20 protein-coding genes are annotated in these 19,860 nt (G+C 57.4%); 9 read left to right on the plus strand and 11 right to left on the minus strand.

The annotated features are described in order from the left end of the window. Nucleotides 1–13: 13 nt before the first annotated feature. The 3 genes from I8J30_RS26845 to I8J30_RS26855 are packed head-to-tail and all read right to left on the minus strand — an operon-like array spanning nucleotide 14 to nucleotide 6,044. Nucleotides 14–1,216, minus strand: coding sequence for an acetyl-CoA C-acyltransferase (locus tag I8J30_RS26845; RefSeq protein WP_210663410.1), 1,203 nt, complete (start codon nucleotides 1,214–1,216; stop codon nucleotides 14–16). A gap of 38 nt (nucleotides 1,217–1,254) precedes the next feature. Further along, complete coding sequence (locus tag I8J30_RS26850; RefSeq protein ID WP_338044959.1) at nucleotides 1,255–3,678, minus strand: 3-hydroxyacyl-CoA dehydrogenase/enoyl-CoA hydratase family protein; 2,424 nt, start codon at nucleotides 3,676–3,678, stop codon at nucleotides 1,255–1,257. Nucleotides 3,679–3,692: 14 nt separating this feature from the next. Then, complete coding sequence (locus I8J30_RS26855; protein ID WP_420831256.1) at nucleotides 3,693–6,044, minus strand: (Fe-S)-binding protein; 2,352 nt, start codon at nucleotides 6,042–6,044, stop codon at nucleotides 3,693–3,695. A gap of 283 nt (nucleotides 6,045–6,327) precedes the next feature. On the opposite strand from I8J30_RS26855, the gene I8J30_RS26860 reads away from it, so the two are divergent. Continuing rightward, nucleotides 6,328–7,155: an electron transfer flavoprotein subunit beta/FixA family protein gene (locus I8J30_RS26860; RefSeq protein WP_210663412.1), complete on the plus strand. Its 828-nt coding sequence runs from the start codon at nucleotides 6,328–6,330 to the stop codon at nucleotides 7,153–7,155. Between the two features lie 385 nt (nucleotides 7,156–7,540). Continuing rightward, nucleotides 7,541–8,566 (plus strand): electron transfer flavoprotein subunit alpha/FixB family protein, encoded by a 1,026-nt coding sequence (locus I8J30_RS26865; RefSeq protein ID WP_276316188.1) that lies wholly within the window; start codon nucleotides 7,541–7,543, stop codon nucleotides 8,564–8,566. 228 nt (nucleotides 8,567–8,794) lie between these two features. Here the strand turns inward: I8J30_RS26865 and I8J30_RS26870 are convergent, their stop codons facing one another. From I8J30_RS26870 to I8J30_RS26895, 6 genes are all read right to left on the minus strand, one after another. Continuing rightward, a complete protein-coding gene (locus tag I8J30_RS26870; RefSeq protein ID WP_210663416.1) occupies nucleotides 8,795–9,304 on the minus strand; it encodes a GNAT family N-acetyltransferase in 510 nt (169 codons plus the stop codon). 28 nt (nucleotides 9,305–9,332) lie between these two features. After that, nucleotides 9,333–9,581: a hypothetical protein gene (locus I8J30_RS26875; RefSeq protein ID WP_210663418.1), complete on the minus strand. Its 249-nt coding sequence runs from the start codon at nucleotides 9,579–9,581 to the stop codon at nucleotides 9,333–9,335. 58 nt (nucleotides 9,582–9,639) lie between these two features. Beyond that, nucleotides 9,640–9,945, minus strand: coding sequence for a Dabb family protein (locus I8J30_RS26880; RefSeq protein WP_210663420.1), 306 nt, complete (start codon nucleotides 9,943–9,945; stop codon nucleotides 9,640–9,642). 102 nt (nucleotides 9,946–10,047) lie between these two features. Further along, nucleotides 10,048–10,470 carry a GNAT family N-acetyltransferase gene (locus I8J30_RS26885; protein WP_210663422.1) on the minus strand — a complete coding sequence of 141 codons (423 nt, stop codon included), beginning with the start codon at nucleotides 10,468–10,470 and terminating at the stop codon, nucleotides 10,048–10,050. Then, nucleotides 10,461–11,030, minus strand: a complete 570-nt coding sequence (locus tag I8J30_RS26890; protein WP_338044960.1) for a histidine phosphatase family protein — start codon at nucleotides 11,028–11,030, stop codon at nucleotides 10,461–10,463. The genes I8J30_RS26885 and I8J30_RS26890 overlap by 10 nt, the downstream gene beginning before the upstream one ends. Nucleotides 11,031–11,228: 198 nt before the next feature. Beyond that, the gene (locus tag I8J30_RS26895) at nucleotides 11,229–11,837 is read right to left on the minus strand and encodes a DUF2238 domain-containing protein (protein WP_210663425.1); all 609 of its coding nucleotides are present in this window, start codon (nucleotides 11,835–11,837) and stop codon (nucleotides 11,229–11,231) included. A gap of 454 nt (nucleotides 11,838–12,291) precedes the next feature. Between I8J30_RS26895 and ilvA the strand changes: the two genes are divergently transcribed. The 6 genes from ilvA to I8J30_RS26925 all read left to right on the plus strand — a co-directional run bounded on the left by ilvA (nucleotide 12,292) and on the right by I8J30_RS26925 (nucleotide 16,507). Then, nucleotides 12,292–13,566, plus strand: coding sequence for a threonine ammonia-lyase IlvA (gene ilvA / locus I8J30_RS26900; protein ID WP_210663427.1), 1,275 nt, complete (start codon nucleotides 12,292–12,294; stop codon nucleotides 13,564–13,566). Between the two features lie 251 nt (nucleotides 13,567–13,817). After that, the gene (locus I8J30_RS26905; RefSeq protein ID WP_338044961.1) at nucleotides 13,818–14,972 is read left to right on the plus strand and encodes an MFS transporter; all 1,155 of its coding nucleotides are present in this window, start codon (nucleotides 13,818–13,820) and stop codon (nucleotides 14,970–14,972) included. 23 nt (nucleotides 14,973–14,995) lie between these two features. Further along, nucleotides 14,996–15,601: a TVP38/TMEM64 family protein gene (locus I8J30_RS26910; RefSeq protein ID WP_091224166.1), complete on the plus strand. Its 606-nt coding sequence runs from the start codon at nucleotides 14,996–14,998 to the stop codon at nucleotides 15,599–15,601. A 21-nt stretch (nucleotides 15,602–15,622) separates the two neighbouring features. Continuing rightward, the gene (locus I8J30_RS26915; RefSeq protein ID WP_210663429.1) at nucleotides 15,623–15,934 is read left to right on the plus strand and encodes a hypothetical protein; all 312 of its coding nucleotides are present in this window, start codon (nucleotides 15,623–15,625) and stop codon (nucleotides 15,932–15,934) included. Nucleotides 15,935–16,045: 111 nt separating this feature from the next. After that, complete coding sequence (locus I8J30_RS26920; RefSeq protein ID WP_210663430.1) at nucleotides 16,046–16,189, plus strand: hypothetical protein; 144 nt, start codon at nucleotides 16,046–16,048, stop codon at nucleotides 16,187–16,189. A 24-nt stretch (nucleotides 16,190–16,213) separates the two neighbouring features. Continuing rightward, nucleotides 16,214–16,507: a transposase gene (locus tag I8J30_RS26925; RefSeq protein ID WP_210663432.1), complete on the plus strand. Its 294-nt coding sequence runs from the start codon at nucleotides 16,214–16,216 to the stop codon at nucleotides 16,505–16,507. Nucleotides 16,508–16,569: 62 nt separating this feature from the next. Here the strand turns inward: I8J30_RS26925 and I8J30_RS26930 are convergent, their stop codons facing one another. Next, complete coding sequence (locus I8J30_RS26930) at nucleotides 16,570–17,589, minus strand: FUSC family protein (protein WP_210663434.1); 1,020 nt, start codon at nucleotides 17,587–17,589, stop codon at nucleotides 16,570–16,572. After that, nucleotides 17,586–18,725: a DNA alkylation repair protein gene (locus I8J30_RS26935; RefSeq protein ID WP_210663436.1), complete on the minus strand. Its 1,140-nt coding sequence runs from the start codon at nucleotides 18,723–18,725 to the stop codon at nucleotides 17,586–17,588. Before I8J30_RS26935 ends, I8J30_RS26930 begins: the two co-directional genes overlap by 4 nt. Before the next feature lie 110 nt (nucleotides 18,726–18,835). Here I8J30_RS26935 and I8J30_RS26940 point away from each other — a divergent pair, with 110 nt between their 5' ends. Continuing rightward, a complete protein-coding gene (locus I8J30_RS26940; RefSeq protein ID WP_210663438.1) occupies nucleotides 18,836–19,846 on the plus strand; it encodes a diacylglycerol/lipid kinase family protein in 1,011 nt (336 codons plus the stop codon). Nucleotides 19,847–19,860 lie beyond the last annotated feature (14 nt).

The following is a 19,860-nucleotide window of genomic DNA, read 5'->3' on the forward strand; positions in this document are numbered from 1 at the left end:
TCACTCCTTTCTATCATGGCGATACTTCGAGCACCCCTGCTGCGCCCATGCCGCCGCCGATACACATCGAGACGACGCCGATTCCGCCGCCGCGGCGCCGCAGTTCATGGATGAGCGAGACGGTCAGCTTCGTTCCCGTGCAGCCAAGCGGGTGACCCAGCGCGATGGCGCCGCCATTCACATTGACGCGTTTCGGATCCAGGCCGAGCTGCTCAATAATAGGCAAGCACTGCGCGGCGAAAGCTTCGTTCAGCTCGAACACATCCACCTGTTCTTTCGTAATGCCGGCGCGGTCCAGCGCTTTCGGAATCGCTTCAATCGGACCGATTCCCATAACCTCGGGAGCAACGCCCGCTACGCTATAGGCGCGGAAGACCGCAAGCGGCTTCGTGATCCCCAGTTTCTCCGCACGCGCGCGGCTCATCACGATTACAGCCGCGGCGCCGTCGCTCATCTGCGAGGTATTGCCCGCCGTGACCGTCCCTTCGCGCGCGAAGGAAGGCTTCAGCTTCGCCAGCACCTCCGGGGTCGTATCTGCCCGGACCCCTTCGTCGCGGTCAAAGAGCAAGCTGCGCGCCCACGGCCGGCCGTTATCGTCTACCCCTTCCCGCTGCACTTGAAGGGGGACGATCTCGTCGTGGAACCGGCCTTCCGCTTGCGCCTGCGCCGCCTTGCGGTGGCTCTCCGCAGCGAAAGCGTCCTGCGCCTCGCGGCTAATCCCATAGCGCCGGGCCACCTCCTCGGCGGTATGGCCCATGCCCATGTACACCTCCGGCATCGCGTCGGCAATGCCGGGATGCGGCGAAAGCTTGAAGCCGGTCATCGGGACATGGCTCATGCTTTCCACCCCGCCGGCGAGCACGACCTCGGCCTCGCCAAGCCGGATTCGCTCGGCCGCGTAAGCAATCGCCTGCAAGCCGGAGGCACAGAAGCGATTCACGGTAACAGCCGGCGTCGTGACCGGATAGCCCGCATACAGCGTCATGATGCGGGCGAAGTTCAGCCCTTGCTCGCCTTCGGGCATGGCGCACCCGATAATCACGTCCTGCACATCGCCGTACGTCAGTCCGGGGACACGATCCACCGCTGCTCGCAGCACCGCTCGGCCCAGATCCTCGGCTCTCGTATCCGCCAGACTGCCTTTCTTCGCTTTGCCTACAGCCGTCCGTACCGCCGACACAATGACAGCGTCGAGCGGATGGTTTGCTTTCAACATTGGCGGTCACCTCCTTGAGCTTAACTTCCGATTTCCCGCTAATTCCGCAGCGGCTTACCCGTCGCAAGCATATGCCGCATCCTCGCCTGCGTCAGCGGCTCGCCGCACAGGCTGAGGAACGCTTCGCGTTCCAAATCGAGCAAATATTGCTCGCTCACTTCCGCTCCCGGAGCGGCATCGCCTCCGGCAAGCACATGCGCGAGCTTGCGGCCGATGCGCACGTCATGCTCGCTCACTTGCCCGCCGAGGCGCATCGCGTCGACGGCCAGCTGCAGCACGGCACGGCCTTCGCGCCCCGCTACGCGGATGCGGACTCCCGCAGGCTGCGGCGCGTAGCCCGCTTGATCAAGTTCAAGCACGCGCCGCTTCGCCTCCGCCACGCGGCTCTCGCCGCGGATAATGACGCGATCCTGCGGCCGCATCAGGCCGATGCGCTGCACGTCATAGCCGCTGCCCGAAGTCTTCGCCATCGCGATGGTCTCGAACAGCGCATTCACATGCGGCTGCAGATCGCCTCCAGCTCCGGCGCGCGAAGCCGCCAAAGCCGCCGCTTCCTTGCAGCCGCCTCCGGCAGGAATGAGCCCAACACCGGTCTCCACGAGACCGAAGTACGTCTCCGCGGAGTAGATAATTTCATCGGCAGGCAGGCAAGCTTCCACGCCGCCGCCGAGCGTCATCCGATGAGGCGCAGCGACGACCGGACGATCCAGCCGTTTAAGCAGCAGCATGCTGTCCTGGAACAAGCGGATGATATCGTCCACCTCGTCGAAGTCGCCATTTTGCGCTTCCATCAGCAGCATCATAAGGTTAGCGCCGACGCAGAAGTGACGCCCCTCATTCGCGACGACAAGTCCGCGCCAATTGCGGCTGACCTCATCCGCGCTTTGACGAATCGCGGTTAGAATATCTCCGCCAATCGCATTGTTCGGAGAGTGGAAGGCCAAGCACGCGACTTCATCGCCCAGATCGAGCAGCGATGCGCCGGAATTGCCCAGAATCACTTTGCCGGACCGTTTGAGGCCGGCCAGCGATATGACATCCGGCTCATCCTGCACCAGCCGATACTCTTCGCGGTTCACATAGAACCTGCGCTGTCCCTCTTCCTTGTAGAAGCTCGTGTTACCCGAGGCCAGCCACTCGGAGAGCCACGTCGGAATGTCTTCTCCCTCGGCACGCATCCGCTGAACTGACCGCTCAAGGCCAATGGCATCCCACAGCTCAAACGGCCCGAGCTCCCAATTAAAGCCCCAGACGAGCGCGCGATCCACATCATGGACCGTGTCCGCCACAATGCCGATCTGACGAGCGGCATAGAGGAGCACCGTCTTGATCGACTGCCAAGCAAATTGCGCGTAGCGGTCGTTCGTATCGGTGAAGAGCAGCGCTTTCACCTTGCCTGCTGCCCCTTTTGCCGACTTGGACGCTTCGATAATCGGCGAATTCACGTTTTTCTTCGGGGCGTAAGTCATCGTATCCAGCTGCAAAGTCTCAATATCGCTGCCGCCGCCGGGCCGCTTGATTTTGCGATAAAATCCGGCTCCCGCCTTCTCCCCAATCCACCCGCGCGCAACAAGCGCTTCAAGCTCCGGGGGTCTTGTGAACGCTTCTTGATCGATCGCATCCTCACTGCGCTCCCGCACGTTATCCACAACATGAAGCAGCGTATCGAGTCCGACCAAATCGAGCATGCGGAACGTCGCCGTCTTCGGCCTTCCCATGGCCGGCCCCGTCAGGGCATCCACTTCATCGACGCTTAGTCCATATTGCTTCATAGCCGCAATCGTGGTCAGCATGCCGTACGTTCCGATCCGATTGGCAATGAAATTCGGCGTATCCTTCGCAATCACGACGCCTTTGCCGAGCTGAAGCTCGCAGATCCGGGTCAGCCGACTCATAACAGCCGCACCCGTATCCGGTCCCGCCACAAGCTCAACCAGCTTCATATGCCGAGGCGGATTAAAGAAATGCGCCGCTGCAAAATGGGTCCGAAACGCCTCGCTCCGCCCCTCCGACATCGCCGCAACCGATAGGCCGGAGGTATTCGTCGTAATGAGCGTCCCCGGCTTCAGCACCGTTTCCACGGCCGCAAACACACTGCGTTTCACATCGAGCCGTTCCACCACGGCTTCAACAATCCACTCAACGCCTGCCAGCTTGGCGAGATCATCCTCCAGATTGCCTGCCGTAATCCGCTGGGCAAAAGCCAAATCATACAGAGCAGGCGGCTGCTGCCCCGCCAGCTTGGCAATGCTTGCCGCTGCAAGCCTGTTGCGGACACGCTTATCCTCCAGCGTCAAGCCGGCACGGCTTTCCTGCTCGGTCAACGCGGCAGGCGGTACGTCGAGCAGCAGCACGCTGATGCCTGCATTGGCAAGATGAGCGGCGATGCCGGCTCCCATAACACCCGACCCAATAACAGCCGCGCGGCGGATTGGCGTCGACCGTGAAGCTCGTACTCCCACATAGCTCCCCCCTTTTAAGTGACAGTGCTTGCTTGCGATTTTCCGAATACACTTTCGGCGAGCAGTTCCGCAACATCCCTTGCTCTGACCTTCTCCTCCGCGCCAAGCTGCTTGATGCCATCCTCCATCATCGTGAGACAATACGGGCAAGCCGAACCGATAACCGTCGGAGAGGTTTCCAGCGCCTGTGAAGTTCTGGCCTCGTTAACCCGCAGTCCGGTGCGTTCTTCCATCCACATGAGGCCGCCGCCGGCTCCGCAGCACATCCCGTTTTGCCGGCTTCGTTCCATCTCCACCAGGTTGACGCCGGGGATTGAATTAAGCACTTGGCGCGGTGCATCATAGATACCGTTGTATCTGCCTAGGTAGCAGGAATCGTGATAGACGATCCGCTCCCTTACCTGATGTACGGGCCGCAGCTTGCCTTGCGCGACAAGGCGGGCAAGCATCGTAGTATGATGCTCGACAACGACCGACGTGCTTAGACCAAAGTCCGAGTACTCATTCTTGAGAGAATTGAACGTATGCGGGCAAATCGTGACAATCCGTCGAATGCCATAACGCTGCAGGGTCTCGACATTGTCGCGGCAAAGCGTCTGGAACAGCAGCTCGTTGCCCATCCGCCGCGCCGTATCGCCGGAGTTTTTCTCCTCGCCGCCCAGCACGGCAAACGGAATGCCGGCCTCCTGCAGCAAACGAACGAAAGCAAAAAGCACCTTGCGGCTTCGCTGATCATACGCCCCCATCGTACCGGCCCACAGCAGCAGCTCCGGCTGCTCGCCTTGCCGAACGGCTTCCTGCATCGTCCGCACGGGCTTTGCCGGTTGTTGAACGCCACCGCCGCCGCTCAGAGCAGCCGCTTCAGCCTCATACGCCTTCAGCCATGCAGCACGTTCGCCGCGCGGCAGTCCCCACGGATTGCCTTGCCGCTCGATATTGTTCATCGCGCGCTGGCCTTCTGCCGGAATGCGGCCTTCCATGAGGACGAGGTAGCGGCGCATGTCGATGATTTTGTCCACATGCTCGTTGCCGACGGGACATTGCTCCTCGCAGCTGCGGCAGGTGGTGCAGGCCCATAGCTCCGACTCCGTCATCACCTCGCCGATCAGCGCCACTTCCGAAACCGCCGTATCCTCGTGTACGTTCCATGCTTGCTGCTGCACGGTCATCGTAGGCTCGATCGTCGTCGTCGTCGTTGCCGCCGAATGGTGAGCGTTGCTGCGGTGCACCCATATCGGCGTTGCGCTCGTCATCACATGCGCGCTCGTTTGCAGCTTTTCGACTTGCCCGCCAAACGATGGGACCCACGGCGATTTGGAAGTAATCGCCGCTCCTTTCTCGGTCAGGTGGTCGCGCAGCTTCACGATGAGATGCATGGGCGACAGCAGCTTGCCGGTGTTTGAAGCGGGACAAACGTTGGTGCAGCGCCCGCATTCGACGCATGCGTAGAGGTCCAGCAGCTGTTTGGACGTGAATTGCTCCACCGCGCCGACGCCGAAGGACTCCGCTTCCTCATCCTCCAGATCGAGCGGTACCAGCCTGCCTGGAGGCGTTTTGCGGCGAAGCCACAGATTAATGGGCGCTGTCATGATGTGAAAATGTTTCGACTGCGGCACATACACCAGAAATGCCAGGAGCACCGCATAGTGCAGCCACCAAAACAACTCATAGAAAACCCTTCCCACGGCAGCCGTCATGCCGATGTCCCGCAGCGCTTCCGCTATTGCGGAAGAAACGGGAGCATGGCTCGTGTAAAGGGAATTCGCTTGGAGCTGCAGCTGCCAAGGCGCATGCAGTCTGTCAAACGATTGCGTGAGGAGGACCGTCACCATCAGCCCGCCAATAAACCAAAGCACGAGGGATGGCTTCCACCCCCTCTTGAGCCGTCTAAGCTGCTCGACGTAACGCCTGAAGCCGCCGTACAAAATTGCCAAAAGAACGAGCACCACGGTTATTTCCTGAGATTGGACAAAAGCCTCATAAGCCGGCAGCGGCAGCGGCTTCCCGCTAATTCCTTTCCAGATGATATCAATCGCACCGAATTGCAGCACGATAAAGCCATAGAAGATGACGACATGCATAAGCCCGCTGCGAATATCCTTCAGCAGCTTCCGATGGCCAAACACCTGAAGCACCCAGTCCCAGCCTCTGCGCGTACTCTCGTTTCCCGTTGCCGCCGATGCGAGCGCTGCGTTTGCCGCGAAGGAAGAGGTATGCAGCATCTCCTCGCGGTTATCATTTTCGGGATCGGACGTATCGCGAGCGGCAGAGGATGGCCAATTCGGCCCCCCGTTGCGGCCCATCCGAATGTAACCTACGCGACGCATCACAACGGTGTAGAAGCACCAGAGCGCAGTTCCCGTCATCCCTGCAAAAAGCAGCCATCGCAACAACGCCGCAAGCAGATGCGCACTTAAAAACCCCACAAGGATCCCTCCTTTTCTGGAATCGCGGAGTGATTCAGTATATGTCCTCCCAAGCGGTAACATGCGGAAAGGGCTCCATCGAAGGCGGCCGCCGCGGTCTATTTTAAGGGCCAAGTTCATAAGGTAACACTGGGCGAAGCATGTATAGAGGGCTTAGTTTATCGTATTCGGACGCAGAGCGGCCGTATGACTGATACGAACGATCGGGAGGTGTTTGGTACCGATGCAAGTAGTGGTTCTGATGAAGCAAACCTTTGATACGGAGGAAAAAATCGAGCTCGTTGGCGGGGCTGTATCCGAGCACAGCGTGAAATACATCATTAACCCTTACGACGAGTACGCGCTTGAAGAAGCGCTTCGGCTGCGCGACACCCATGGCGGCAGCGTCACCGTCGTCAGCTGCGGACCGGAGCGCGCCGTCGAGGCGCTTCGCACCGGCCTTGCGATGGGAGCCGACGAAGCGGTGCATATCAGCGATGAGGGGCTGCATGGGAACGACCGCGCCATCGCGGCGGCGCTGGCCGCAGTCGTGAAGTCGCTGCAGCCGGACCTCCTGCTGGCCGGGCTTTTTGCCGTTGACCGCGGAGCGGGAAGCGTCGCCCTGCAGGCGGCGGAGCTGCTCGGTTTGCCGCATGCGTCTGCGGCGCTGAAGGTTGAGGTGCGGACTGGCGGCGGGAGCGGTGCGGGAAATGCAAAAAGCGGTGCGGCTTGGGCAAGCAGCGGCGGGTTGACCGCCGTCGTGGAACGGGATACCGAGTGGGGCTTGGAGACGGTGGAGGTCCCCCTCCCCGCGCTCATTACCGCGCAGCAAGGGCTGAACGAGCCGCGCTACCCTTCGCTGCCGGGCATTATGAAAGCGAAGCGCAAGCCGCTTAAGCAAGTAACCGCAGCGGAGCTCGGGCTAGGCGCGGATGACCTTGCGCCGCGGACGGAGCGGGTCGCGCTGCTTGCGCCGCCGGTGCGCGCCGCGGGCCGCAAGCTCGCCGGCACGCCGGGCGAGCAGGCTGCCGCGTTGGCCGATTTGCTGCAGCGCGAAGCGAAGCTGTTCTGATCGCGGTGAAGCTGCTGCGGAGCAAAAGCGGCTATTTAAGGTCTGTCCCTTTCGATGTCAAAGTAGATCCCTGGGTGATCTACTTTCTCTCCATTTGCTGATTTCCCGCTAATGTAGATCCCTAGGTAAGCTACTTTCTCGCATTATTACGAATTACCGCCAATGTGTATCCCTACGCATGCTGCTTTGTTGCTAACCAGCCACGGCGCGGGCGGACCGATCGGTCGCGCTGCTTGCGCCGCCGGTGCGCGCCGCGGGCCGCAAGCTCGCCGGCACGCCGGGCGAGCAGGCCGATGCGTTGGCCGATTTGCTGCAGCGCGAAGCGAAGCTGTTCTGAGAGCACCACCATTTATGCTATGGAGGTATACGAGCGATGAGCGATTCATTGAAACGAACGGCACTCGTGTATGCCGAGTGCGCGGAGGGCAAGCTGCGGCGCGTGGCGCTGGAAGCGCTCGGCGTCGCCAGGCTGCTGGCCGGTGACGGCGGCAGCGTGCACGCCGTCTTGGCCGGCGGCGGTTCGCCGGCAAGCTCGGCGGCGCTCGCTGAGGCTGCCGCCGAGCTTGCCGCCCGGGGGGCGGGGGTCGTCCATGTCGTCGACGACCCCGCCCTGGCGGGCTTTGCGCCCGAGGCGTACGCCGCCGCCATCGGCGCAGCCATTGCTGCGGTGCAGCCGAGCATCATTCTGCTCGGCCACACCGCGGCGGGGCGCGAGCTCGCGCCCCGCGTGGCCGCCGCCGTGCATGGCGGCCACATCGCGGATGTGACTGCCGTGACCGTGCCGGAGGACGGCGATGTCGCAGACGCGATCTTCACTCGCCCGCTCTACGCCGGCAAGGCGTTCGAGCAGCGGCGCATCGAGCGGGGCGCACCGTGCGTCATCACGGTGCGGCCGAACAACCTGCCCGTCGCGGAGCCGGTCGATGCCGGCAGCGAGGGCACGATAGCGGCGCTCCCCTACGCCGCGCCGCCTTTATGGACCATCGTCCGCGACGTCGTGCGCAAAGCCAGCGGACGAGTCGATCTCGCCGAGGCGGATATCATCATCGCCGGCGGCAGGGGCGTGCGCAGCGCAGATGGTTTCGCGCCTCTCGAAGCGCTGGCACAGGTGCTCGGCGGCGCAGTCGGCGCCTCGCGCGGTGCCTGCGATGCGGGCTACTGCGACTACGCGCTGCAGATCGGCCAGACCGGCAAAACGGTCACGCCAAAGCTCTACATCGCCTGCGGCATCAGCGGCGCCATCCAGCATCTCGCCGGCATGAGCCAATCCCGCGTCATCGTCGCGATCAACAAGGACCCCGACGCCCCCATCTTCGGCGTAGCCGATTACGGCATCGTCGGCGACTTGTTCGAGGTCGTGCCGCTCCTCACCACAGAGTTCGAGCGAATTTTATCGAATCCGAGCAACTAATCGAGCCAAAATGTCGCCCTCAGAGCAACACATCTGCAGAAAAGTAAGGTAACAGTTCCCCCACATTAGCCAAAACAGACCTTTTCAGCTCAATAGCGGTAACTCATACCGCACATGCAGCGAAATCCGGCATGTTCGACTAAAGAGCGGTAACCGATACCGCTCCTACAAATCCAAAAAGGAGCTGCCCTCCACCATCCAACCCGGATGATAAGGCAGCTCCTTTTTTCACGAAAACATCCTCTTCCTCATCACATACCAGCTATCCGCGCCCTCGGGGTAGAATAGATGCTCTCTTACCTCATAACGCATCCCCGCGTAGAAGTTTACGTTGCCCGGAATCGACAGCCTCACGCCAACTTCGGTTTCCGAGCAGCCGCGTTCGACCGCGAAACCCTCTAAATACGCCATGATCTCGCGCCCTATGCCTTTGCCGCGCCAAGCCGGCTTCACGGAAACTCTGCCGATATACAAGCATGTGTCCTTGAACGAGTAAACCGCCGCCCCAACTGGCTCGGCACCTTCCCAGACAATCACGGCACCGCCGCCTCCCGCGATTTCGCCGCGAATGCTCGCTTCGGTTTCCCTCAGCGCCCCCGATTGCGGAACCAGCTTGCCCTCAAACTCTTGAAAAGCTTCCCGAATCGTTAACTGCACGACTCCCGCTTCATGAAGCTCAGCATGTTTAATCAGACGCGACATAGCGACCACCGCCCACTTCGGTTTAACAGCCAACAACTTCCGTTTGTCCTTCTCCCGAGGCCGCTTAGCCTCTTCCGAGCCGCTTTACGAACCGATAGCCGGCAACCGCAATCGCATATAACACCATCACTGCCGCCGCGAGGGTCATGTAACCGATCCACCCGACATGCATCACCAGAAAGTAACTGTCATGGTACGCATAATCCTGCGGTTGCCTATTCTTCAGTTCCACAATGGCATAAAGAATGGCATACACAACTCCCGGAAAAGCGAGCGAGAGCACCGCGCCTGCGGCAGCTTGCCGCCTTGTCATTCCGTATCCCTCCCAGCCTGTGTTTTCCTCATGAGGCAGCAAGCTCTCGATCTATTTTCTATCGTTTTTTAAAATCAATCTCAAGGAAGCGGTCAACCTCAGGAATCCATCTGTTCTCGACAAAATCAACATGCACCGGATGCGCGTTATAAGTCTCGTAATCTTCTTGGCTGTCGAACACCATGGAGAAGCCGTAATCGTAGTCGTTTTTCACACTTACTTGCTTAAACACGCTAAACGCCTTCACGACCGGAATCGAGGTCAACAGACGCTCGCCGTCGTTCAAGAACTGCTCGGCCGCAGCCGATCCTTGCTCATGCTTCAAATTGAAAATAACCATGTGCTGAATGCTTGTCTGATTCATTTGGTTATGCCTCCTAGTTATTAATGATATCTATTGGCCTTGCAACTAACGCCTCTAATAAAAATGTTGCAGAAACCCGCTACCCAGCTGACAATACTCACACTACGTATCCGCCGAAAAAATCGCAATACCCGATCGTTTCATCCAGCCCGACCGCGCCCAGAAGCGATTGCCAATCTCGTTGTTCTCTAAGACGAACAGATGGCATTTCTGAATACCCGCTTCGCGCAGCTTGTCCAAACTCAGCTTCACGAGCTGCCCGCCTATCCCCTTGCCCCGCTGATCCGGCGATACAGCCACATGGTAGATAAAGCCGCGCCTGCCATCATGCCCGCCTAATATCGTACCCGCCACTTGCCCGGCGCTATCTTCACAGACGAAGCTGCAGCCGGGGTTGCGAGCTAAGTAGGCTTCGATTTCCTTGCGGGCATCAGCTTCGCTCAGCACCATTCCCTCCGTCTTCAGCCATAATGCGTGGGATTCATCGTAGTCTGCCGCTAACATCTCTCGGTAGGTCAGCTCCATAAACGTTCCACTCCTATCAGCTCATCCAGTTGAAATTCCAGTCGGTACACGTCCGGCATCGAGGTGTTCTTCCAGAACTCCCAGCCGTAACGAGCATCGAACGCATGCAAAATCATACTCATCACATTGCCGTGCGTCCCCAAAACGATGGATTTGCCCCGATAATCACGGAGCAGCTCTTTGATAACCGGCACCGCCCGTTGCTGCGCCTGCCTGAACGATTCCCCGCCGGGAAGCACCGCATCGTGATCTGCGAAGGATCGCATAATTGCCGCCTGAAACTCGCCTTCTGCCAGCGGATAGTCAATGCCGTGAAGCTGTCGCTCTCGCAGCTCTTCAAACGGAATAATCGGTAATTCGCGCTGCTCGGCTATTCCCTGAACGGTCAGCATTGCTCTGGCATACGGGCTGGAAACGACTGCGTCGACAGGTGTATCTAGCAAAAGCGCCGTTACTCGGTGAACATCCTCTTGTCCTCTTGCAGACAAGCCCCGCGTACGGTCCTCTTTAGGCGAATAGGAGGATTCCGCATGCCTGACCATATAAAGCGTTGTATTCACTCGCACCACTTCCCATCCTGCTCCTCATTCCCATGCCATCCATTATAATCCTATCCGTCTTACAGCAACACCCTCTTTTGCATGCCAAAAAGTCGCCCGCCCCTCATTAGTCGAACAACCTCTCCCGACACTTATTTAGACAGAGTCACGACCTCATTCGAATTTATCTAGACGATTTCTATTATTGCATATATAAACCTAGACTGATTTACCTCTTCGTCTATAAAACCATACCCACAGCATCGTAATCATCGCGCCATAGAGCGTAACCTCCATATCGTGCTGGGCATCCCATTTGTCCCCCTGCGCACCAAGAAACATGTCCCCCTTCTCCGCAGGGGCAACAAACACCACATACATCTCTCCAATCTCATAAACCGCAGCGAAGCCCAGAAGCAACCATGGAACGAGTAAGTAAGACCAGCCTTTGCGCAAACCCGTGACGCCGGTCAGCACCTCGACTGCCGGATAACCAAGCAATAAGCCGAAAGCAAAATGAACCACGCGGTCATACTGATTCCGCTTAAAATGAAACAGATGGTGCATGAGGCGATCCAGAGGCGTTAATCCGTATGCATAGTGCGCGCCAACTGTATGCAGCAAGATGAAGATCATGATCAGCGTATAGGCGAGGTTGTTGAATTTGAAATAGCGATATCCGATTACAAGTCCGACGATCGCCAGGAAATTCAATATATTTTCCATCCACCAGTCAAACACATGGACGGGATAAAGCGCCAGCAGCCCCCATAGAATGACAAATATGACGATGACGACTTGGAGCCCTCGATTGCTTCGAAAAGGCATGCGCATACACTCCTCATGTTCATGTCCCCTCATCATTACCGGGCCGTTGGCTAAATATCCTAGGCAAATGCCCGTTGACAATTGGCTGGCTTGGGAGTATAACAAGGTTAATTGAATGTTGAAATTCGTTGATGGGAACACGCACATCGCTATGGACAATCCCCAGAGAGTCGGCGCACCCGCTGAAAGCCGACGTTTGCCGAGCTATGCCGCATCCTCCCGAAGAAGCCCTGCAGAACCCGCCCGCTTCAAGTTTGCTTGAAGTTTGGTCAGTAAGCATGGACGGTATCCGCCGTTATACGGAGCGCGTATGTTAGTACGTGACAAAGAGCCGTTTCATCCTTCGGTGACGAAGGGTTTAACGGAAGCAGGGTGGTAACGCGAGATCAATCTCGTCCCTTGAGGGACGGGATTTTTTTGTTGTTTATAAATATCCGGGGAGGAATGGGCTGTCATGGGAAATGAATGGAATGTGAGTTCGACGATCTCTGTTGGTTTGACCGAAATTGCACAAGCGCAAATGCACGTAAAGGAAGTGGCGGCACGTACACCTCTGCAGCATAACCGTGTGCTGTCCGAACGCTACGGCTGCAATGTTTATCTGAAACGGGAGGATTTGCAGGTCGTCCGTTCATTCAAGCTGCGGGGTGCGTATCATTTGATCAAATCGCTTCCCGAAGAACGTCTGATGCGCGGCGTCGTCTGCGCCAGTGCCGGCAACCACGCCCAAGGCGTCGCCTATTCCTGCCATACGCTCGGTATCCCCGGCAAAATCTATATGCCCAGCACCACGCCTCGGCAGAAGGTCAATCAAGTCGCTTTCTTCGGCGGTGCCGATGTAGAAATTATTTTAACCGGCGATACGTTCGACGATGCGTTCAACGAAGCGATTGCAGCGAGCCGCAAAGATGATCTTGCTTTCATCCATCCCTTCGACGATCCGAAGATCATCGCGGGCAACGGGACGATCGGCAAAGAGATCATGGAAGCAATCGAATCTGCGCCGGACTTCGTGTTCGTCACCATTGGCGGCGGCGGTCTTGCTGCAGGCGTAGGCGCTTATGTCAAAGCCGTCTCGCCAAGCACGAAGCTGATCGGCATTGAGCCGGAAGGCGCCGCTTCCATGCGTGCCTCGCTTGATGCGGGCGAAGTGCAGACGATGGATACGATCGATAAGTTCGTGGACGGCGCTGCCGTTAAACGAGTCGGCGAACTCACCTTCCGCATGTGCCGGGATATGATCGACGACATTATTCTCGTGCCGGAAGGCAAAGCTTGCACCGCAATGCTGGATCTGTACAACGAGAATGCGATCGTCGTCGAGCCGGCAGGTTCCCTGCCAATCGCGGCGCTGGATCTGTACCGGGAACAAATCGCCGGCAAAACGGTCGTTTGCGTCGTCAGCGGCGGCAATAACGATGTCGATCGCATGCAGGAGATCAAGGAGCGCTCGCTCGTATTCGAAGGGCTAAAGCATTACTTCATGGTCAACTTCCCGCAGCGGGCAGGCGCTTTGCGCGAATTCCTCGATGAGGTGCTCGGACCCGATGATGATATTACCCGCTTTGAATATACGAAGAAGCATAACAAAGACAACGGTCCTGCGCTCGTCGGCATCGAGCTCAAGAACCGCAACGATTACGAACCGCTCGTTGCGCGCATGCACAAGAAGGGACTTAACTTCCTGGAGCTGAACAAGGATCCCGTTTTGTTCAATCTCCTTATTTAATGTTTTTGTAAAGCCTGGCCGCTCCTCCCTTGGAGCGGTCAGGCTTTTTTGCTGTCTCTTACTGTTACAAGCAATGATCCGCCGCTATTTGGGGAACTCTATGCTTTACCAGTTGCGGAGGCATAACTTGGATTTTTGTTCCAGCTTGCATATAATGAAGAAGACGTCTGCCCGCTGGTGATAAAATGCTCCATTAACCTGCCCAAAGGGGATGTGACATCATTACTACTCGTCTATTCGGCCGTGAAATCGTGTTGTTCTCGGTCATTTTATTTCTGGTTGAATTTGTCCGCGGCGCTGCATTGATCAGCTTCCTTCCGATCTTCGGAGAGAAGACGCTCGGTTTGTCCCTCGACATCATCGGCATTGCCATTACCGCTCACTACTTAACCGACACCGCGCTCAAGATGGCCATCGGGTACTTGCTTGATCGTTTCTCCATCCGGTTTGTCGTGCATACCGGCTTATTCGCTTCGCTCGTCGGCATATTCCTCCTTCAATTCGCAGAGCAGCCCTGGCTGTTCATTACCGCTGCCGCTTTATATGGCGTCGGCATATCGCCGATATGGATCGTTTGCCTGACGAAGGTTTCCGAAGATCGCCGGGCCATGCAGATGGGTTTTCTATACACGATCTGGTTCGTCGGCATCGGTGCCGGACCGATTGTGACGAATATTTTGCTCGATCACAGCACGGCTTGGACCTATTATTTGCTGCTTGGCATGGCACTGCTGTGCTGGCTGCTTTCCCTATTCATCAGCAACCAAAAATCGGATGGCGCAACTTCTTCGCTACCATTACGCGAACAGCTCGTAATACTAAAGGAACGTCTTCGGCATATGCGTCTGCTGCTGCCCGGAATGGTGCTTCAAACGATGGGTGCGGGCATGCTTGTTCCGATTCTGCCGAGCTTCGCCGAGAACAAGCTTGGGATGAACGGCGCGCAATATTCGCTGCTCTTACTCGCAGGCGGCGCCTGCACCGTAGTCGGTCTCATCCCTCTGGGACGCTTATCGGACATCCTTGGCGGGAAGAAGTGGTTCCTCGTCCTCGGTTTCGTTATGATCGGCGTTGCGCTTTACCTCCTATCGCTTGCTCCGCCTATGTGGCAATGCATCGTGCTTACGGCCGTCCTCGGCTTATCTTACGCCACGCTGCTCCCTGCTTGGAATGCGCTGCTGGCCAATTATGTGCCTCCTAAGCAGCAGGGGCTCGGTTGGGGAATTTTCTCGACCGTGGAGGGCATTGGCGGGATGATTGGTCCTGTTGTCGGCGGCACGCTGGCTACATGGCAGGGGCAATCCGCCGTACTTTGGTACAGCGGAATTATGTATGCATTAATCGGTTTTTTCTACATTTGGTTCCCATTCCGTGCGTTTAAAGACAGCAGCCACGGCAAAACGTGATGATAGCAAGGAGAGAACACGGAATGAATGTCTTGCAAGAATTGATTGACTCCTTTAAGAAAATGGACCTCGAACACCTGCAGCGAACGCTGGAAAGCTACAAAGCTTACGGACCGCTGCCCGGTATTCTGCTGCCGCTGGCAGAATCGTTTCTGCCGATTCTGCCGCTGCTTGTATTCGTTGCGGCCAATGCGAATATTTATGGGCTGTGGCTCGGCTCATTCTACTCCTGGCTTGGTGTATCCGTCGGATCGATTCTTGTGTTCTGGCTCGCACGCAAGCTGGGCGGTCATTTCAGCGGATGGCTTCGCCGCCGTTTCCCGAGAGCCTCGAAGCTGCTCACTTTTATTGAGCGCCGCGGCTTTACGCCGATCTTTCTGTTTGCCTGCTTTCCTTTCTCGCCTTCAGCCATCATAAATATCGTATCCGGTCTTAGCGGGATTTCCTTCGGTTCCTTTGCGCTTGCTATTCTACTGGGTAAAGCGGTTATGATTTTCAGCGTATCGCTGCTCAGCTTTAATATTGGCGATTTGCTAGAAGAACCGTGGCGCATCGTGATCACCCTCGTGCTGCTCGTCGTCATGTGGTTTGGCGGCAAGAAGCTGGAGTCGCGCTATCACCTGAAATAACCCGGGGGAGGGTCCGCATATATGATGAATGTAGTAGCAACCGGCATCGTCTTGCTTATTGCCGGCGGACTTGTCGCAGCCATGGTTTTTATGATTCGCTTATCGACAGATGATTCAGGCAAACATCCCGAGATCAAACAATTCGTGGAAGCGCTGTTCGGCGGCACCGCTTCCCCTGTTCAAGCTGATCCCGCCAACGGCGGACAACAAGAGAGCGCGGCAGCTCGCGCCGCTTCTTCAGACGAGCCCTTCAGCGAGCCTTGCCCGGCTTGCGGCGATCCCGTCACGCATCTGCATCAGGAGTGCCCTTCTTGCGGGCTGCGACTGATCTAACCGCTTTTCGCAAACGGTCTCCAATGATTCCATTCGCACATAGTTTCGTTCCCCCTGTGGCAAACTGTTAAAGGATTCTCACGACTAACAGCAATCAGGAGGCGATCACGTTTGTCAGGTGAACAACCGTCCCACTTGCAGAATAAAGCGAGTAAGGCACAGTCTAGGGCAGATCGAACAGGAGTAGGCAAAGCGCAGGCAAGCAAGGCGCAATCCGAAGCCGATAGTGCCGCTGTAACGAAGCACGGGCTGTAGTCTTTTCATCAGGAGGAGAACGTTATGAGCGAAGAAAAAGGCCATTTTCAGATGGATCCCATGTCCGGAGAACCGGTTGAAGTAGACGGTGTATATAAGAATGAGTGGGGCCGTGAGGAGAAGCTCGCGCGCGGTGAAGTGTTCCCGGCAGATCCGATGCTGGGCGCGACCGAGTGGGAGCTCACTCAGCTCGATATGGAAAACCATTCAAACGGAGAGACCGATCCTCGGCTCTATCCGAAGAAGGATGCCACTGCCCACGATGCTCATCTTCAGCATCCTAAGCGTCATCCTGCCAAACCGAATAAGTTGGAGTAAACCTTAAAACGCCCCTGTATCCGGCGCCAAGCACCGGTACAAGGGCGTTTTCTCGTTATCAACTAGTCTGCTCGCTGCTGTACCTGGTCCGACACACGCTCTAATCGGCGCAAATGGTACGCATACTCCAGCATGGCAGATGCCACGAAGACAAGCCGTTTATGCTCGTCCGGGTCGTCGCGCATATAATCGGTCAGCTGCTTAATGAGCCTCGCTTCACGTTCTTCCTCGGGCTCGATCGCAGCACTTGGTTTCATTTTTCCCTCAATCTTCAGCAGGATCTGCTCATGGTACTTCGTAAGTTCTTCGATCTGACGATCGAATCGCTGCGCCCATGCTTCTGCCCCCGCAGCCGAAAAATAATGCTCCTCCACAACCTCGAGCAAATCGACGCCTTGATGAAGCGCCTTGATGAGATGCTTCGACAGAATCAATTGCCGTGCGCGTGCCTGCCTGCGCTGCGGCAACAGCGAACGTTCTTCCTCAAACAGCAGATAAGCCTCGTCGAGCTTGCGCAGCGTTCCTTGCAGCTTCTCTTTCTCCTTGCGGTGCACATCCTCACGCATCTCATTGGAAATCGCCATGCGCAGCAGCAACGATAATTGCGTATAAGCTTCCTGCACTTGAACGGTGAACAGCTTGCGCGGACGCGGCGGAATGACGAGAATGTTAACCGCGAAGGCGGCACCCATTCCCGTCAGTACCATGAGGAAACGTTCCACCGCAAACAGCCAGCCTTGTTGATTGGCTTCCATCACCGCTACTACAGTCACGAGCGTCAGCCCGATCGTATTTTCCATACGGAGCCGAATACTGATCAGGATGACGATAATGCAGACCAAACCAACCGCAATCGGAGTTTGTCCGAATAATCGGACGGCTGCGAGCGCCACGATGGCTCCAAGCACATTCGTTTGCAGCTGATCTACAATCTGCTGCCAAGAGCGTGAGATAGAGGGCTGGATCGTAAATATCGAAGCAACGGCCGCGATGATCGGGGAAGGAAACTCCAGCAGATTGCTCAGATATACCGCCAGCGCTACCGCGAGGCCTGTTTTCAACACGCGCGCGCCAATGGTCATTCTGCTTCGCTCCCATTCTCGTTAAGTTCATCGGCCGAAGCATAGACCATTACGGCTGTTTCAGCAACGGGAGCTCCGTTCACGACCAGCTCAAGCCGGTGCAGGCCCGGATAATGCTTACGTGTCGTTAAGTCGGTGAAGTCCAGCTTCTTCCCGCCGGCCAATCTTGTTCCCGGCGCCGCGCGCTTGTCGCTCAGCAGGAACCGCTTCTGCGACACCTTGCCCCCTGCCTTCGCATAGAAGACACCTAGCTCAATGCGAAGTTTAATCGGCTCGCTTGTCGAATCGCCCAGCCGCAAAGCGTACCGGACCTCGACGATTCCGCCGATCTTGACGCTCTCTTGCATAACCTCGATTTCAGCGGCATCCACGCAGTTTTCCGCTGCCCCTTCCTCATAGCCGAACAGCGCCATAATTTCAGGATCGGCTGCTTTAATCAGCGTTCTGCAGCCGTGCCGTACGATCCAGTCCGTGAGCGTATGTTGGCCCTTCCAGCGAGCAGCAATTGCTTTTACGGCGTCAGGATGATCTTTGGCGATATCGTTCAGGTTGTTCGCGACACTCTTGCGCACATAGAGCGATGGATCGCACTTGAGCAGCTCCAGCAGCGGAATGATTGGGGATGGGTCACGTTTGAACATGGTGAGCGCCTGGGCCCACGGCAATCGCGGTCGACAGCCTTCGCTGGCCAGACGGCGCAAATGCTCATTCTCGCTTCGAGCCCATTCCATCATTCGAGCCATCGTCCGCTCCGGCTCTTGCAGCAGAAACGGCCTGATCGCAAACTCTGCCGTCGATTGAATCGTGAACTTCTCCAGTGCATGCATGGAACGCTCCCAATCGGAGAGTCCATAGCGTTCTACGAAATCGGGAAAGAATAAATAAGGAAATCCGGCGCAACGCTCATGAATCGCAAGCAGCACATCCAGAGCCTCCGGGTAAGATGCGGGCAATACCGCCCCTAATGATTCCGTAATTCGGCGGATTCGGCCCTTGAGCTCAAGCTCCTCCCAGCCTTCGCCGGTGACAAGCAGCGTGAAGCGTTCACGCTCGAAGGCCGGCCACTCGGATGCGGTTAGCTCCGCGAATCGCCGCAGAAACGGCATGTCATACATCAATTTCAACGGTTCTGCCATCTCTCTGTTCTCGCCTCCTTTCGCTATTATAGCCGATTCTTCTGCAAAAAGAAGTTTTCAACCTGCTTATCCCCCTTTATAATGAGCACATCAGAGGAGGCGTCAACCACATGTGGATTTTTGCCGTAAACGACAAGTCCGGCGGCGGCCGAGGCAAGAAAGTATGGAAGCTCGTAGAAGCTGAGCTGCAGCGCCGCAAGCTCCCGTACCGCGCGATCCTGGCTCAATCGCCGGAGGAAGCATGCGCAGAAATTCGCAAGCAGCTCGCGTTACACTCGGCCAGCAGTACGGACTCGGCAGTCGAAGCGTCTGCCGGCGGCGGATCACCCGGCAGCCCCGCAGCGCGTTCGGCAGTTCGCGCAGTCGTCGTTATCGGCGGAGACGGTACGATCCACAGCATACTGCCTGCCTTATATGAGAGCGGCGTGCCGCTTGGCATCATTCCTTCCGGCTCAGGCAACGACACAGCGCGCGCCTTTCATATTCCTGCGGAGCCGATCGAAGCACTCAATCGCATCCTCAATTGCGAAAGCGCTTTACCTATAGATCTCATCCGGCTGCGCAGCGCCTCGGCAGACGGACAGACGACGATGCGACCCGTTCTTACCGCGCTCGCGGTCGGTTTCGACGCCGCAATTGCCGCAGCCGTCAACCGCTCCGTCTATAAGAAAATATGCAACCTGCTCGGGGCAGGCTCCTTCGCTTATGTCATCGGCCTCTTCCAGATGCTGATGTCCTATCGCCCCCGTCCGATTACGGTGACGGTAGACGGAACCGCGCACGACTTCGAGCGCGGCTGGATGGCGGCCGTATGCAGCGTTCCGGCTTATGGCGGCGGCTTGCGGATCTGCCCGGATGCTTCGCCCACCGACGGCTTGCTGGACGTGTGCGTGATCCATACTTGCACTCCGCTGCAAATGCTGCGCGTATTCCCTACGCTGCTTAGCGGCGCGCATGTTCGCCTTCCCTATGTAAAGATGCTCCGCGGCAAGGCCGTTACCGTTGAGGCTCAGCAGAGGTCGGGTGCAGAGCCGATAGGAATTTACGGCGACGGCGAGCCAGCCGGCGCCACTCCCTTATACGCAGAAGCAGCCGGCAATCGCATTAGCTTGCTGCGGTAACCGGCTGCCTCTAT

Source organism: Paenibacillus lignilyticus (genome assembly GCF_017942085.1).
In the GTDB taxonomy this organism is placed as follows: Bacteria; Bacillota; Bacilli; order Paenibacillales; family Paenibacillaceae; genus Paenibacillus_Z; species Paenibacillus_Z lignilyticus.

What these genes read in the sequence shown, in the direction of transcription:
- I8J30_RS26875 (WP_210663418.1), bottom strand. Translation starts at nt 9,581, where the DNA reads ATGACAAGGCGGCAAGCTGCCGCAGGCGCGGTGCTCTCGCTCGCTTTT.
- I8J30_RS26895 (WP_210663425.1), bottom strand. Translation starts at nt 11,837, where the DNA reads ATGCCTTTTCGAAGCAATCGAGGGCTCCAAGTCGTCATCGTCATATTT.
- I8J30_RS26940 (WP_210663438.1), top strand. Translation starts at nt 18,836, where the DNA reads ATGTGGATTTTTGCCGTAAACGACAAGTCCGGCGGCGGCCGAGGCAAG.
- I8J30_RS26930 (WP_210663434.1), bottom strand. Translation starts at nt 17,589, where the DNA reads ATGACCATTGGCGCGCGCGTGTTGAAAACAGGCCTCGCGGTAGCGCTG.
- I8J30_RS26885 (WP_210663422.1), bottom strand. Translation starts at nt 10,470, where the DNA reads ATGGAGCTGACCTACCGAGAGATGTTAGCGGCAGACTACGATGAATCC.
- I8J30_RS26910 (WP_091224166.1), top strand. Translation starts at nt 14,996, where the DNA reads ATGAATGTCTTGCAAGAATTGATTGACTCCTTTAAGAAAATGGACCTC.
- I8J30_RS26845 (WP_210663410.1), bottom strand. Translation starts at nt 1,216, where the DNA reads ATGTTGAAAGCAAACCATCCGCTCGACGCTGTCATTGTGTCGGCGGTA.
- ilvA (WP_210663427.1), top strand. Translation starts at nt 12,292, where the DNA reads ATGGGAAATGAATGGAATGTGAGTTCGACGATCTCTGTTGGTTTGACC.
- I8J30_RS26860 (WP_210663412.1), top strand. Translation starts at nt 6,328, where the DNA reads ATGCAAGTAGTGGTTCTGATGAAGCAAACCTTTGATACGGAGGAAAAA.
- I8J30_RS26935 (WP_210663436.1), bottom strand. Translation starts at nt 18,725, where the DNA reads ATGGCAGAACCGTTGAAATTGATGTATGACATGCCGTTTCTGCGGCGA.
- I8J30_RS26925 (WP_210663432.1), top strand. Translation starts at nt 16,214, where the DNA reads ATGAGCGAAGAAAAAGGCCATTTTCAGATGGATCCCATGTCCGGAGAA.
- I8J30_RS26880 (WP_210663420.1), bottom strand. Translation starts at nt 9,945, where the DNA reads ATGAATCAGACAAGCATTCAGCACATGGTTATTTTCAATTTGAAGCAT.
- I8J30_RS26915 (WP_210663429.1), top strand. Translation starts at nt 15,623, where the DNA reads ATGATGAATGTAGTAGCAACCGGCATCGTCTTGCTTATTGCCGGCGGA.
- I8J30_RS26855 (WP_420831256.1), bottom strand. Translation starts at nt 6,044, where the DNA reads ATGACGGGAACTGCGCTCTGGTGCTTCTACACCGTTGTGATGCGTCGC.